Below are 14,001 nucleotides of genomic sequence, written 5' to 3'. Positions count from 1 at the left end.
TCAAAGGTCCTTCCAGCCCGGATCGGGGGCAAAGCGCGCACCGTGGCGCTCGGCGAGGTCCGTCAGCCGTTGCTCAATTCCCGCGACCCCGCGCGCGCGGGCGTAGTGCAGCGGGCCGCCCCGGAACGGCGCAAAGCCGGTGGCGAAGATCATCGCGCCATCCACATCGTCAGCACCGCGCGCCACGCCTTTGCGCAGACATTCGACGCAGGCGTCGAGCATCGGCAGAATCAGCCGGTCGATCAGATCCTCGGGCGTCTCGCCTGCGGCCTGTGGGCGCGGCGTGCCCTTGGACCAGTCGTAAAACCCTTGCCCGGTCTTCTTGCCCAGGTTGCCCGCCTCGACCTTGTCGCGCAGTCGGCGGCTGATCTCGGGCATCGGCTTGTCCAGCGTGTCTTTTAGGCTTTCGGCCACATGCAGGCAGATGTCCAAACCCACCTGATCGCTCAACGCGACCGGCCCCATTGGCATGCCGAAATCCATCGCGGCGGCGTCGATGGTCTCTTTGGCGACGCCCTCCTCCATGAGAACCATCGCTTCCATCAGATAGGGCGTCAGGGCGCGGTTCACCAGAAAGCCGGGGTAGTCGGTCACCAGCACCGGCAAACGGTCAAGCGAACCGCAGAAAGCCGCGAGCCGTTGGACCACGGCCGGGTCCGTACCGTCGTGGCGAACCACCTCGACCAGCTGCATCTTGCTGACCGGATTGAAGAAATGCAGCCCGGCGAAGCGCGCCGCATCGGGTGCCGACGCCTGCAGATCACGCAGCCGCAGGCTTGAAGTGTTCGACGCCAGTATGGCACCCGGCTTCATCCGACCGGCAAGATCGGCATAGATCCTGGCCTTCAGCTCAGGCGATTCAGGCACCGCTTCGATCACCAGATCGGCCCGCGCGATGCCGTATCCCCTGGGGTCCGGCATCAGGCGGTCCAGCGCGTCACGGGTTTCGATGCCGCTCAGATGCTGGCCTTTGCAGGTCTCGCGCGCCTGTTTGATCGCGCGCCCCAGCGGGTCGAGTTGGACATCCCCCAACGTCACGCTCTTGCCCTTGATCGCGGCCCAGGCGGCAATCTCGGCCCCCATCGCGCCGCCGCCGATCACATGGACATGGGCAATAGCGTCGTCGTCACGTGCGCCCTCCTTCAGGCCCTGACGCAGGAAGAACACCCGTCGCAGGTTGCGTGACGTGTCGGTCTCCAGCAGCGCCGCAAAGCTGTCGATTTCGGCGGCTTGCAGGGCTTTGGGGTCATCGCCGTGCTTTTCCCACAGGTCAATCAAGGCATGCGGGGCGGGGTAGTGGTGCTTGGGCGCTTTCTTTTCGGTCTCGCTGCGCATCTGCCGCGCGGCAAGGCTGCGCGCCGCATCAAGGCCAAAAGCGCGTGCCTTCAGCCCCGGTTGGCCCCGTTCGACATCGCCCGCCACGATGGCATCGACTGCCGCCCGGACATGCCGCTCTTGGGTCACGATATCGGCAATCCCCAGCGCCTTCGCCTTCGCCGTGTGCGCGGTCTTGCCGGTCAGCATCAGCGTCATGGCCTCGGTCGGATCAATCAGCGCGGGCAGGCGGAAGGTGCCGCCAAGGCCCGGATGCAGGCCCAGCTGTACCTCGGGAAAGCCAAAGGACGCGCCGTCAACGGCGATCCGCCAGTCACAGGCCAGCGCGATCTCGAAGCCCGCGCCCAAGGCAGCACCATGCACCACACACACCGTAGGACACTTCAGCGCGGCCAGCCGGTCCAGCACGTCATGCCCTTGGTGCAGCAGATCGGCGGCGCCGTCGGCGCTCATCGCGTCAAAATCGGTGATGTCTGCCCCTGCGGCAAAGCCAGCCAGTTTGCCCGACCGGATCACCACGGCGCGGGGCGGGGTGCGTTCCAGCGTGTCGAGTTCGGCGGTAAGCCCGGTCATCACGCTGCGATCCACGGTGTTTACGGCCGCATCGGCGCGGTCGAGCACCAGCCAGACGATGCCATCCGCCTCGCCGCGCCGCCACGGGCCGTCACCGGGGCCAACCGGGCCGAGTTCCAGCTTGGTTGTGCCGAGATGTTGCAAGACCGGTCCCGTCATCACGCCACCTCCAGCATCATTGCACCGCCCAGACCACCACCGATGCATTCGGTGGCAATGCCACGGGTTTTTCCCAGCCGTTTAATGGCGTTGGCCAGATGCAGCACGATGCGGTTGCCACTGGCTCCGACCGGATGGCCCAGCGAAATCGCGCCGCCGTCGATGTTCAACCGCTCGGCGTCGATGCGACCGAAGGCACCCTCAAGCCCCAGAACCGCGCGGCAGAACCCTTCGTCCGCCCAAGCCTCGACGCAAGACAACACCTGCGCGGCAAAGGCCTCGTTCAGTTCCCACAGGTCGATGTCCGACAGGCTCAGCCCCTGCCGCTGCGCGATGGGGGTCGAGGCCAGCACCGGCCCCAGACCCATCACCGACGGGTCGAGCGCCGCCCATTCGCTGTCAACAATCCGCGCCAGCGGTGTAAGGCCGTGCTTCTCCACCGCCGCCTCGGACGCGACAATCACCCAGGATGCTCCATCGGTGATCTGGCTGGCATTGCCCGCCGTCACCTTGCCATAGGGGCGCTCGAATGCCGGTTTCGGCTTGGCCAGCCCGGCCATGTCGCTGTCGGGGCGCACGCCGTCGCCATGGTCATAGGCCGTGCCCTCGTCGGCAAAGGCGGGCATGACTTCGCTGTCCAGCCAGCCTTCGCTCTGCGCCCGCGCAAGCCGGTGGTGGCTTTGCATTGCATAGGCATCGGCGGTCTGGCGGTCGATGCCGAAGCGGTGGGCCAGTACCTCGGCCGTCTGGCCCATGTTCAGATGGGTGATCGGGTCGGTCAACCCACGTTCCAGCCCGACGACCGGCTTGAAGAACTCGGGCCTGAGGTCGGTCAGCATCTTGGCCTGCGCCGCAATCCCCTTGGCCTGCGCCATGCCGCCGAACCATTCGGCAGCGGACTGGCGCAGCACCAGCGGCGCGTGGCTGAGCGCTTCAGCCCCGCCGGCAAGGATCATCTCATGGCTGCCATCGCGGATATAGCGGTAGGCGGTATCGATGGATTGCATGCCGGATCCGCAATTGATCTGCACGGTAAAGGCAACCATCTCGGCCCCCAGTCCAAGCCGCAGCGCGGCCACACGCGCCGGGTTCATCTCATCCTGAATGACATTGACGCAGCCCAGAATGACCAGATCAAAGACGCGCCGGTCAAAGGGTTGCCGCGCCAGCAGCGGGCGACCGCATTGCACGGCAAGGTCCACCGGCGTGAAGGGGCCGGGCGTGCCACGCGCCTTGAGGAACGGCGTGCGCGCGCCATCAACCAGATAGACAGGACGGCTCATTCTGCGGCCTCGCGCTGGGGTTCACTGGTATCGAGACGGGGATAGAGCGTGCTCAACGCCTCGGGCGTGAAGTCGTCCACCGCGACCACCTTGGCGACCAGCGCCTGCATCTGCGCGATGGTGTCGCGGTCACCCTGCGTGATGGTCCCGGCTTTGAGCCCGGCATCGGGGTCTTGCCCAGCCTCACGCAGCCGCTTCATCAGCGGGGCGCAACGGGTGACCATGGCGTAGCAATCGTCGAGCACCTTCACCCCGTTGCGCGCCACGCCGCCGGGCGTCTGCCCCAGGATACGGTCGCGCGCGGCAGAGGCCTCGTAGATCAGATCGGCGCAGTCCTCGGACAGCGCATCGCCCGGCCCGGCGGCATTGCCACCCGGCACGGTGATCACGCGCAAAAGACCAGCGGCAAAGCGGCTGGGGAAGTTGGCCAGCACTTCGTTCAGCGACTGGCGGATCTTGGCGAAACTGCGCTCGGCGCAATAGCGCACGACTGGCAGATCGGCGACTTGCTGGCCTTCATCCTGCCAGCGTTTCAGCGTGGCGCTCAGGATGTACATCTCGGACAGAATGTCACCCATCCGCCCCGAGATCATCTCTTTGCGCTTGAGCGCGCCGCCCATGGTCAGGAACGCCATATCGGCGGTCAGCGCATAGGCGGCAGACCAGCGCGACAGCTGGCGGTAGATGTCGGTGACGGGCCCGGCATCGGGGGCAGGGCCGATCCGCCCACCGCTCCAGCCGCGCCCCAGCGCCCGGAACACGGTGCGCGTGGTATGGCCGACATGCGCCCAGAACGATGTGTCGAACGCGGCAAGGCTCTCGTCGTGATCCTTGATCGCCAGCGCGTTCATCTCGTCCAGCAAATGCGGATGCGCCCGGATCGCGCCCTGCCCGAAGATGATCAGCGAGCGGGTCACGATATTGGCGCCCTCGACCGTGATGCCGATGGGCACCGCACGGTGCAGCGGCAGCAGGTAATTCGACGGCCCGTCGATCACCGCCTTGCCCGAATGCACATCCAGCGCGTCGTCGATGGCCGAGCGCATGCGGAACGTCGCATGGGCCTTCATGATGGCCGAGATGACCGACAGCGAGCGTCCCTCATCCAGCCCCGCACAGGTCAGCCGACGCGCGGCGTCCAGCGCGTAGGCATCGGCGGCCAAGCGGCCCAGCCGCTCCTGGATGCCACCGAATTTGCCAATCGGCAGGCCGAATTGCTCGCGGATACGCGCATAAGCCCCCGAGGTATGGGCGCAGAGCGCAATCGCCGCACAGGACATCGACGGCAGCGAGATCCCGCGACCGGCGGCCAGCGCGCTCATCAGCATCATCCAGCCGCGCCCGGCATAATCGGTGCCGCCGATGATATGATCGAGCGGGATGAACACATCGGTGCCGGTCGTCGGCCCGTTCATGAACATCGTGTCCGACGGGATGTGACGGCGGCCGGTTTCGACGCCCGGCAGATCGGTCGGCACCAGCGCGCAGGTGATGCCGATATCGGCCTCGCCGCCCAGATGCCCGTCGGGGTCGCGCAGCTGGAACGCAAGGCCCAGCACCGTGCAGACCGGCGCAAGGGTGATATAGCGTTTGGACCAGTTCAGGCGGATGCCCAGAACCTCCTTGCCCTGCCACAGCCCCTTTTCAACGACGCCTTCATCCACCATCGCGCTGGCATCCGAACCCGCCTCGGCGCTGGTCAGCCCAAAGGCGGGCAGCGCGTCACCGCGTGCCAGTTTCGGCAACCATGTGTCCTTTTGCTCTTGCGTGCCGAACATGTGCAGCAGCTCGCCCGGTCCCAGCGAATTGGGCACCATCACCGTCACTGCCGCCGCGATCGAGCGGGTCGAGATCAGACGGATCACTTCGGAATGCGCATAGGCTGAAAACCCCAGACCGCCGTAGTCCTTGGCAATGATCATGCCAAAGAACCGGTTCTGGCGCAGGAAGTCCCAGACAGGGGCGGGCAGGTCGGCGTCGAGCTGATTGATCGACCAGTCGTCGATCATCGCGCACAGCTCGCGGCAAGGCCCATCAAGGAACGCCTGTTCCTCATCGCTCAGCACCGGACGCTTGACGTTGTGCAGCTGCGCCCAGTCCGGGTTGCCTGAGAACAGCTCGGCCTCCCACCACACCTCGCCGGCCTCCAACGCCTCGCTTTCGGTCTCGGAAAGTTGGGGAAGGACCTTCATCGCCCAGCGATGGATCGGCTTGGTTAGAATGCGCGCGCGAATACTCGTCATGTCATGTCCTCCAAGGTAGAAAAACGTCCCCAGGGCACAAAAGTTCCTTGGCCGGGCAGGGCGGTGCCGCTGCCCGGCGCTCGGATCACTCGGTTTCGGGCCGGGTGATCTGTTCAGGCTCGACGGCCTGCGGAAGCGGTGCGACCTCGGTTTGCTGGGCTGACGGGTTCGCGGGCGGGTCGGATTCGGCGGTCTCTTCAAAGATCCAGAAGAAAATCAGAAGGACGCCGACCAACACGGCAACAGCCATCCCGATCAAGGGGCCTACATGGCGGCGGGCTTGCTTTTTGGGGTTGGTGTCGGGTGCGGACATCGTGGTTTCCTTTCTTTGCTCTTGCAGAGAAAACCACGCAGGCCGCCAAATGTTCCGTTGACGGTACAACCGCAAGAGGTGGAAAGATGCCGATACCCGACGGGACAGAAGCTCGACTGCCGTTGCGTTGGCCACGGTGTGAAACCGGGAAAACCACCGTGTTCTTCGTACCGTCGCGCCCGGTTGACAGGGCATCGACATCTATGGATTCAACCGGCGTCTACGGGTTAAGTTCCCGTATTTCATACCTAATAGTGCGAAAGCGTTTGGTAAAAAAACGGCCCCACCATCCAAGGTGAGGCCGTGTCTGTTCACAGACAGTTCGGGAACGAGGGAGACAGTCCGGCGGCGCTTGCCGCGCTGAAAACAAAACCCGCAAGCGCGGCAAAAGTTTCCGGCCGATCCCGTTTTTTGGGGTGATCGAGGCAGAAAAAGGGGCCGCCCAAGGCGACCCCTTTTCCGTGAACCGTGCTGATCAATCGGGCGTGCCGACGGCCAGCCTTCACGCTACCAAAGCAGGCGTTACTGCGCTTCCCACTCGGGCATCGCTTCCAGTTCTTCCTTGGTGAAGTCCACATAGGCGTAGACAGCACCACCGTCGCCGTCGCGGCGCAGGTCAACCTGGTCGAAACCAAGCGCAACCTGATGCTCGCCGATGCCCAACCAGCCGCCGATATCCAGCACGACCTGCGAGACACGACCGTCATCGCCCAGCACCACGTCGTTCACGTCACCGATCCAGTCCTGTTCGGTGCCATAGACGCGCGCACCCTGAACATCGTCCGCGGTGATCGTCGCGACATCGACAGCCATCAGACCGTCGCGGTCAGGACGCTCCATATCGTCCATCGCGGCAGGGTCGGTCGTGGTGTTGGTGTCGGCATCGCTCGGCATCGTGGTTTCGGCCGGCATCGTGGTCATCGCACCGGTGCCACCTGCCGCGTCATCAGACATGGCCGAGTGGTCACGCAGCGACATCATGCCGGTCTCTTCGGTCGCGGGATCGTATTCATCCGCGTCTTGGAGCAGGTCACGGTTGCCGGTGTAAACGACATAGTAGTCATCTTCGTCGTCGCTGTCGGCCACGAACTGAAGGTCGCTGTAGGGGATGCGCACGTGGTGCTCACCCATGCCCAGGAACCCGCCCGCGTCGATCACGACCGCGCTGACACCGCCCGAGCCGTCGACGATCACGTCACCGATCTCACCGATGTCTTCCCAGCCGTCGGGCGCATCCGCGATGCCGACCGTGAGATCCGAGCTTTCGGTCGCTTCAGGGTCAGGGGCGTGCACCCGGTGACCGATCAGTTCATCGGCACTGACTTCGCCGCCGCCCATCATGGTGATGTTGCTGCTGGCCTGCGCGTTCAGGCTGCTGGCCTGCGCGGTCAGATCGGTCGCAGCGCTGCCGGTCATCTGTTCAGCGGGTTGCTGGGTGGCGTCACCGACCGGCTGGGTCGTGGTTTGGGCATAAGCCGGGGCGACGAGAATTGCGGCCACGGCCGTCGTGAGGAGCAGCTTCTTCATGGTATCCTCCAGTAGGTAAGAAACGTTCTCCAGACATGTGCCTGGGATGCATGGTAAACCGGCGAGGCGCGGGGATGTTCCAACTTTTCCGCGCAGAATTTTGGCGGCGGGGGGATGCGGCGGGCAAATTCCGTCTGGCTGCGGCAGGCGTCGCGACGCTCAAGTCGCCGTGTCGAGCAGGGCGATCAGCGCACCTTCATGGGTGCGAAGCCGGTGCAGCGGCGGGGGGTGCAGCCTGCGCAACAGCCGGGCGCGTTCGGCATCTTTCAGCTGGGCCAGAGCGATAACCTGCGGATGTATATAACTTTTCCGCGCGATGGCCGGGGTATTGCTCAGCCGTTCGGCTGCCGCCGTCGCCATGTCGTGGATGGTCAGCGGGCCGTCCTGCGCCGCGACGGCGAAAGCGGCCATCGTGCCGTTCCAGGTGCGAAAGGTCTTGGCGCTGGTTCCCGCACCGCAGATTTCCGCCAGCACCGCGTTCACCTCGTCCGAGCGCAGCGGGTGCGCGACACCGTCGCCGTCAGACCACGCGATCAGGTCAGCGCCCGGCAGGTCCTGAACCTTGTGCAGCGCGCGTTGCAGCCGTGGCCCGTGCAGATGGCACGTCACCGGCGTGCCGCGCTTGGCCGGGAAATGCAGCGTGATGCCGGTGGCATCGAAGCGGATGTGTTTCGCCAGCAGGGTCGTGGCACCATGGGTGCCATTCTCGCGGGCGTAATCCGCGCTTCCGATGCGCAGCGCGGCGCGGTCCAGCAGCGCCAGCACCGCCGCAAGTGCCAGATCCCTCGACCCGGCAGGCGCGCAAAGACCCGCCGCGATGCGCGCGCGCAAACGCGGCAGGCAGCGCCCGAAGGTGGCGAGGCTGTCGTATTTCTTCTGGGCCCGGTGTTCGGCCCATTCCGGGTGATAGCGGTATTGTTTGCGTCCCTTGGCGTCACGTCCGGTGGCAAGCAGATGCCCCTGTGGTTGGGGGCTGATCCAGACCGAGGTATAGGCAGGCGGCACTGCCAGCGCCGCGATGCGCGCGCGCTCGGCCGGATCGCGGATAAGCATGCCATCCGGGGCGTAATAGCTGAACCCGCGACCCCGGCGCTGTCGGCGGATACCGGGCTGGTCGTCAGGGTAGTACACCAGCGCGGCCCGCCGGGACGCCATCGCGCTTAGCCGCTCCGGGGCAGGGACGTGCCCGTTCGCGGGGGTATCATCGGGGTACTGGCGTGCATCGGCTGATCCTTTTCCGGGCCGTCACGATGGAAAGACAACGCCCCACCCAAGCGGGCGGGGCGTCTGTCACATCGCCACAAGGTCAGGCCCAGTAGGGCGCAAGCCCGAAGCTGAGATGCGTGCGTTCCTCCCAGTCGCGGTCATTCTGCCAGCGCTCCTTGGTCTCGGGCGCGTCGGCCAACTGTTGCTGGGTGACATCGGTGCGAAACCCGCCGAGCGACGGGTCATAGCGCAGGGCACCCCAGGGCACCGGGCGTTCCTGTCCGCCAAGTCCGACCAGAATGGCCCCGAAACTCATGATCGCATAGGCGACCTTGCCGGTCGTCTTGTCGATCATCACCCGGTCAATCGACCCGATTTTGCTTTCGTCGGGGCCATAAACCGTGGCTCCGGTCACATCGCTGGCCGAAACCAGAGTCGACGAATGCTCTGCCATTGTACTCTCCCGTTGGTGCGCGTCGGGCTTTCCGGCCGCGCTTGTCACTGGCTGAACACACCGCCCCGGCAATTGTTCCGGTGCGGCGCAAAGGCGGTCAGGCCACGCGATCCCAGAACCGCAGCGCCTTGCAGGCGTCAAGGAACGCCTTGGCCTCGTCCGCTGCGTCCAGCGACACCATGCCGTCGCCGCGCTGCGGGACGCCGGCGGCATCGAACAGCGTCTCGGCCTCGGGTGAATAGGCGATGAACTTGGCATGCGCATAGGCATCCGCGACAAAGGCTTTCGCCGGATGCATCGCGGCAAACTGCGTGGCACCCTTTGCCGTGACCACCACAGCCACCGCGTCATAGAGAACCGACGGCCCGCCATCGACCTTCTGTTGCGCCGCCAGTAGGGTGCCATCGGACAGCGTGACCCCGGCGATCACCGGCGCGACCACCTCGACCAGACCGCCCGCAGCCTTGACCGGTTTGGTCAGCGCCTCGACCAGCGCGGCATCGGCCCCGTCACTGACCAGCAGCCCCAGCTTGCGGCCCTTGAAGTTGGCGCGCTGGTTCTTGTGGATCGACAGCTTGTCGGAAACCGGCAGGTCGATCGGCTCCTTGGCCGGTTTCTGCGCCTTGGGCATCTTGGTCAGCCCCAGACCCTTGGCCACCGCCTTCGCCAGATCGGTGTCGATATTGGGCAGATGCGACACCACCCGCTCGCGGATCTCGGGCGTTTCGACTTTCGACAGCTCGAAGGTCAGGGCCGACGCGATATGCTCTTGCTCGACAGCGGTCTGGCTGCGGTAGAACTGCCGCGCCTGACTGTAGTGATCGGCGAAATCCTCGGCCCGCACCCGCCGCTTGTCGCCCGCCATCGGCTCTGCCAATGAGCGGAAACCGGCGTCGGGATCGGCGCGCGGCCCGCCTTGCGCCCATGAGTTCGGCTCGTAATTGGCGCGACCCTTGGGGTTATGCATCGCCATGTGGCCGTCTTGCTGGAAATGGTGGAACGGGCATTTCGGCGCGTTGATCGGGATATGGGTGAAGTTCGGCCCGCCCAGCCGTTTGATCTGCGTGTCCAGATAGCTGAAGTTGCGGCCCTGCAGCAGCGGGTCATTGGTGAAATCAATGCCGCGCACGATGTTCTGGGTGCAAAAGGCGACCTGCTCGGTCTCGGCAAAGAAGTTGTCGACCATGCGGTCCAGCACCAGCCGCGCGACGATGCGCACCGGCACCTGTTCTTCGGGGATCAGCTTGGTCGCGTCCAGCACGTCGAATTCGAAGTCATCGGCGAAGGCGTCGTCAAAAACCTGCACCCCCAGTTCCCATTCGGGAAAATCGCCGTTCTGAATGGCCTGCCACAGATCGCGGCGGTGGAAGTCGGGATCGGCCCCCATGATCTTGACCGCCTCGTCCCAGACGACCGATTGCAGGCCCTGCTTGGGCTTCCAGTGGAACTTGACGAAACAGCCCTGACCCTCGGCGTTGACGAAACGGAAAGTGTGGACGCCAAACCCCTCCATGAACCGGAACGAGCGGGGGATGGCGCGGTCGGACATCGTCCACATCACCATGTGCATCGCTTCGGGCATCAACGAGATGAAGTCCCAGAAATTGTCATGCGCCGATTGCGCCTGTGGAAAGCCCCGGTCGGGGGCCGCCTTGACCGAATGGATCAGGTCGGGGAATTTCAGCGCGTCCTGAATGAAGAACACCGGGATGTTGTTGCCGACGATGTCCCAGTTGCCCTCATCGGTGTAAAGCTTGACCGCAAAGCCGCGCACGTCGCGGGCCAGATCGGCCGAGCCCTTGTTGCCCGCCACGGTCGAGAACCGCACGAAAGCGGGAACGCGGTTGCCTTTCTTCTGAAACAGGCTTGCGGCGGTCAGCTCGGGGATTGCCTCGGTCACTTCAAGATAGCCGTGCGCGCCATAGCCACGGGCATGGACCACGCGCTCGGGGATGCGCTCGTGGTCGAAGTGAAAGATCTTTTCGCGGAAATGGAAATCTTCCATCAGCGTCGGCCCGCGCGCCCCGGCTTTCAGGCTGTTCTGGTCATCGGCAACCGGAACCCCCTGCGCGGTGGTCAGGCGGGGCGTGTCACCGTCGGGGCGCTGATGCAGCTCAACGCCGTCGCCGCGCTGGACCGGATGGTCCACGGTATCGGTGCCGGTCTGGCTGTCGCTGGTCGGGCGATAGAGCGGTTCGTCGGTCATCGTGTGTCTCCGTTTGGGGGGCTGACGCGGGGATGCGTGAGCGCCGCGCTCGGACCTCGAAACCGCAAGCCGCGCGATATGTTCCCGCAGCGGGCGACGGTTCTTTGCCGGTGTCGCGCATTGCGGTGCTTTGGGCGGGAACATCGGGCCGAGACGGTTGTTTTACCCTCGACGCTTCAACCGGCGTTTCAACTTCAGAAGGAGAAACCAATGGCTACGCACAACGCGACTCTCGTTGCCGCCTCGGACGTCACCGGCACGGCTGTCTATGGCGCAGACGACAGCAAGGTGGGCAGCATCGACCGGGTGATGATTGACAAGGTATCCGGCAAGGTCGCCTACGCGATCATGTCCTTTGGCGGCATTCTGGGCATCGGCGGCTCGGAACGCCCCGTGCCGTGGAACACGCTGACCTATGACACCGGGCTTGGCGGGTTTCGCACCAACATCACCGAGCAGCAGTTGAACGATGCACCGACGCCCGCCCGCGAATGGCACGGTGACCGTGCGTGGGAAGAAAACACCCACCGCGCCTACGGGATCGCCCCGTACTGGATCTGACCAACCGCGTTTGACCGGCGGCCTGTGTCTGAGGGCTTTGCCGGTTTCACACTCCACGACCCCGGATCGCTGGCGATCCGGGGTTTGTTTTTTTCCAGATCAGCGCCCAGAACCCACCGCGACCCACCGCGCTGCGCAGGGGCAGGGGAACTGCACAACGGCTTTGGGCGTTGGTTCGCGACACAGACAGTCAAAAGGAAGGCAGGGGTAGTCCAGCGTGCGGATCATGATCGTGGAAAACAAGCACCACAGTGCCAGCGATATGGCGCGCGAGATCCGGGCGTGCGGTGAAAGCGTCGTCGGGCCGTTTCCGTCCCTGACCCAAGCTGCCCGCCATCTATCGCAGGCGGATGCCGCTATTCTGGATATCTGGATCGGGGCCGATCAATGTTTTGAGATGGCCGATCTGCTGGCCTTGGCCGGTATTCCCTTCATCTTTGTGTCAGGCTTGAAAAAAGTGACACTGCCGCAACGCCATACCCATATCGAGCTGTATTCAAAGCCGATCGGCGTTCCGGCGTTGCTGAACGCGCTGCGCACCGAATTCCTGACCTCGCTGTCGCATAGCCTTGAAAGATCCGGCGCTGAACCCGCTAAAACCCTGGTGCGCGACCTGCTCGCCAGCGCCCGGCAGCGGATCAGCGACACCACGGCGGCAGAGCGGATCGTCGAATCCGTCCTGCATCGCGCGCTGGCCGATATCGAGACCCGTCGCCGCGACCGGATGGCATTCTGGCTGCACGATTTGCTGGATCAGGAAATCCGCAACGATTACCCGCGCCATCTGAACTGACCGCGCTTTCTCGTTCAAGCCACAGGCGCGCAGGCCAGTGCCACCCGGGCGAGTGCCGCGTGGGGACGTCGCTTTCCCATGGGCTTACTCGGCGGCGAGGGCAATGGTTTCGGGCGTCAAACCCCGCGACATCGGGGATGCCTGAAAGCTGCCCTTGTCCGTGGGGGCCGCAGAAATCTTGAGCCGGTATAGCGTGAACAGAATGATGAACACGTGGCAGATGCCGGTGACAAGGAACAGGGCGGCGGCACTGATCGACGCCATGGCAATCCCCGCGACCGTCGGCCCGACGATCGAGCCGATGCCCGACACCAGCAACAACCCGCCGCTGACCTGAATGAAGGTTCCGGGGGCAGCATGGTCGTTGGCATGGGCCACGATCACCGGATACATGACGAACACCGTCGCGCCGAAAAAGCCCGACAGGATCAGCAACAGCGTCGGATCGGTGCTGCCGATGGTCAGGAAACACAGATCCGTCACCACGGCGAGCACCGAAATGACCAGCAGCACGTGCCGGCGGTCAAAGCGGTCCGATGCGATGCCCACGGGGATCTGCGCCAGCGCCCCCGACAGGATCGGGATGCTGGCAAACAGCGCGATGTCGCCCAGCGAAAAGCCGACCCGGCCCGCGTAGACCGCCGCCAGCGTCCCGAAGGCTGAATTCGAGATCCCCACCATCAACACGGCAAACACCGCCACCGGCGAGTTGGCCCACAGGCTGAAGACGTCCAGCTTGACCTCGGTCAGCGGGGTCGGGCTGGTGGTCGCGCCGATGGCCGTCGGCAGCAGCGCCAGGCAATAGACAATGGCGGCCAGCACGAAAAAGAAGATCCCCGACGCGTCGCCCAGCGTCAGCACCATCTGCCCCGCCGTCGCCGCGGCAAGGTTCACCATCGTGTAAATGCCAAAGATCCGCCCGCGCGATCGCGCGTCGGCTTTCTCGTTCAGCCAGCTTTCCGCGATCATCGCCGCCCCGGCAAAACAAAAGCCGGACACGGCGCGCACCGGTATCCACACGGTCGACGAGATCACCAGCAGCGACACCAGCACCGCGATGGCGGCCAGCGCGCACATCGCGCCGAAGGTTCTGATGTGGCCGACCCGCGCCACCAGCCGCGGCGTAAGCATGCAGCCGCCGACATAGCCCACGGCCCAGCCGGTGCCCAGCAGCCCCAGCGACGTGGCGCTGAAACCCTCGGCGTCACCGCGAATCGGCAGGATCAACCCGTTGATGCCACCGGCGAAAAGCAAAAGGGCTGTGCCCGCGAAGAGGGCCACCAAGGGCATGAAGTTGCGTGTCACGAGACCTGTCGTTGCTCCGTTTTCTGCGTGGCAAGACCCCGGC

At 64.8% G+C, this 14,001-nt stretch carries 11 protein-coding genes; 2 read left to right on the top strand and 9 right to left on the bottom strand.

Going from position 1 to position 14,001, the window contains the following annotated elements:
* The 8 genes from OKW52_RS15785 to OKW52_RS15750 all read right to left on the bottom strand — a co-directional run bounded on the left by OKW52_RS15785 (nt 1) and on the right by OKW52_RS15750 (nt 11,299).
* Nucleotides 1-2,067 carry a 3-hydroxyacyl-CoA dehydrogenase NAD-binding domain-containing protein gene (locus OKW52_RS15785; protein ID WP_264506559.1) on the bottom strand — a complete coding sequence of 689 codons (2,067 nt, stop codon included), beginning with the start codon at nt 2,065-2,067 and terminating at the stop codon, nt 1-3.
* Nucleotides 2,067-3,350 carry an acetyl-CoA C-acetyltransferase gene (locus OKW52_RS15780; RefSeq protein ID WP_264506558.1) on the bottom strand — a complete coding sequence of 428 codons (1,284 nt, stop codon included), beginning with the start codon at nt 3,348-3,350 and terminating at the stop codon, nt 2,067-2,069. Before OKW52_RS15780 ends, OKW52_RS15785 begins: the two co-directional genes overlap by 1 nt.
* The gene (locus OKW52_RS15775; protein ID WP_264506557.1) at nt 3,347-5,593 is read right to left on the bottom strand and encodes an acyl-CoA dehydrogenase; all 2,247 of its coding nucleotides are present in this window, start codon (nt 5,591-5,593) and stop codon (nt 3,347-3,349) included. Before OKW52_RS15775 ends, OKW52_RS15780 begins: the two co-directional genes overlap by 4 nt.
* An 85-nt stretch (nt 5,594-5,678) precedes the next feature.
* A complete protein-coding gene (locus tag OKW52_RS15770; protein WP_264506556.1) occupies nt 5,679-5,906 on the bottom strand; it encodes a hypothetical protein in 228 nt (75 codons plus the stop codon).
* 522 nt (nt 5,907-6,428) lie between these two features.
* Nucleotides 6,429-7,433, bottom strand: coding sequence for a PRC-barrel domain-containing protein (locus OKW52_RS15765; RefSeq protein WP_264506555.1), 1,005 nt, complete (start codon nt 7,431-7,433; stop codon nt 6,429-6,431).
* A 159-nt stretch (nt 7,434-7,592) separates the two neighbouring features.
* Nucleotides 7,593-8,588 carry a DNA topoisomerase IB gene (locus OKW52_RS15760; RefSeq protein WP_264506554.1) on the bottom strand — a complete coding sequence of 332 codons (996 nt, stop codon included), beginning with the start codon at nt 8,586-8,588 and terminating at the stop codon, nt 7,593-7,595.
* Between the two features lie 151 nt (nt 8,589-8,739).
* Nucleotides 8,740-9,093, bottom strand: a complete 354-nt coding sequence (locus OKW52_RS15755) for a PRC-barrel domain-containing protein (protein ID WP_264506553.1) — start codon at nt 9,091-9,093, stop codon at nt 8,740-8,742.
* Between the two features lie 97 nt (nt 9,094-9,190).
* A complete protein-coding gene (locus tag OKW52_RS15750) occupies nt 9,191-11,299 on the bottom strand; it encodes a catalase (RefSeq protein ID WP_264506552.1) in 2,109 nt (702 codons plus the stop codon).
* Nucleotides 11,300-11,509: 210 nt separating this feature from the next.
* Here OKW52_RS15750 and OKW52_RS15745 point away from each other — a divergent pair, with 210 nt between their 5' ends.
* Both OKW52_RS15745 and OKW52_RS15740 read left to right on the top strand, forming a co-directional pair.
* Nucleotides 11,510-11,860, top strand: a complete 351-nt coding sequence (locus OKW52_RS15745) for a PRC-barrel domain-containing protein (protein ID WP_264506551.1) — start codon at nt 11,510-11,512, stop codon at nt 11,858-11,860.
* A gap of 217 nt (nt 11,861-12,077) precedes the next feature.
* Nucleotides 12,078-12,653, top strand: coding sequence for a response regulator (locus OKW52_RS15740; RefSeq protein ID WP_264506550.1), 576 nt, complete (start codon nt 12,078-12,080; stop codon nt 12,651-12,653).
* Nucleotides 12,654-12,737: 84 nt separating this feature from the next.
* Here the strand turns inward: OKW52_RS15740 and OKW52_RS15735 are convergent, their stop codons facing one another.
* Nucleotides 12,738-13,958: an MFS transporter gene (locus OKW52_RS15735; protein ID WP_264506549.1), complete on the bottom strand. Its 1,221-nt coding sequence runs from the start codon at nt 13,956-13,958 to the stop codon at nt 12,738-12,740.
* Nucleotides 13,959-14,001 lie beyond the last annotated feature (43 nt).

The sequence above is a fragment of the Pararhodobacter zhoushanensis genome (assembly GCF_025949695.1).
GTDB classification, from domain to species: Bacteria; Pseudomonadota; Alphaproteobacteria; order Rhodobacterales; family Rhodobacteraceae; genus Pararhodobacter; species Pararhodobacter zhoushanensis_A.
This window is presented reverse-complemented; position numbering and strand designations above follow the sequence as displayed.

What these genes read in the sequence shown, in the direction of transcription:
- OKW52_RS15785 (WP_264506559.1), bottom strand. Translation starts at nt 2,067, where the DNA reads ATGACGGGACCGGTCTTGCAACATCTCGGCACAACCAAGCTGGAACTC.
- OKW52_RS15780 (WP_264506558.1), bottom strand. Translation starts at nt 3,350, where the DNA reads ATGAGCCGTCCTGTCTATCTGGTTGATGGCGCGCGCACGCCGTTCCTC.
- OKW52_RS15775 (WP_264506557.1), bottom strand. Translation starts at nt 5,593, where the DNA reads ATGACGAGTATTCGCGCGCGCATTCTAACCAAGCCGATCCATCGCTGG.
- OKW52_RS15770 (WP_264506556.1), bottom strand. Translation starts at nt 5,906, where the DNA reads ATGTCCGCACCCGACACCAACCCCAAAAAGCAAGCCCGCCGCCATGTA.
- OKW52_RS15765 (WP_264506555.1), bottom strand. Translation starts at nt 7,433, where the DNA reads ATGAAGAAGCTGCTCCTCACGACGGCCGTGGCCGCAATTCTCGTCGCC.
- OKW52_RS15760 (WP_264506554.1), bottom strand. Translation starts at nt 8,588, where the DNA reads ATGGCGTCCCGGCGGGCCGCGCTGGTGTACTACCCTGACGACCAGCCC.
- OKW52_RS15755 (WP_264506553.1), bottom strand. Translation starts at nt 9,093, where the DNA reads ATGGCAGAGCATTCGTCGACTCTGGTTTCGGCCAGCGATGTGACCGGA.
- OKW52_RS15750 (WP_264506552.1), bottom strand. Translation starts at nt 11,299, where the DNA reads ATGACCGACGAACCGCTCTATCGCCCGACCAGCGACAGCCAGACCGGC.
- OKW52_RS15745 (WP_264506551.1), top strand. Translation starts at nt 11,510, where the DNA reads ATGGCTACGCACAACGCGACTCTCGTTGCCGCCTCGGACGTCACCGGC.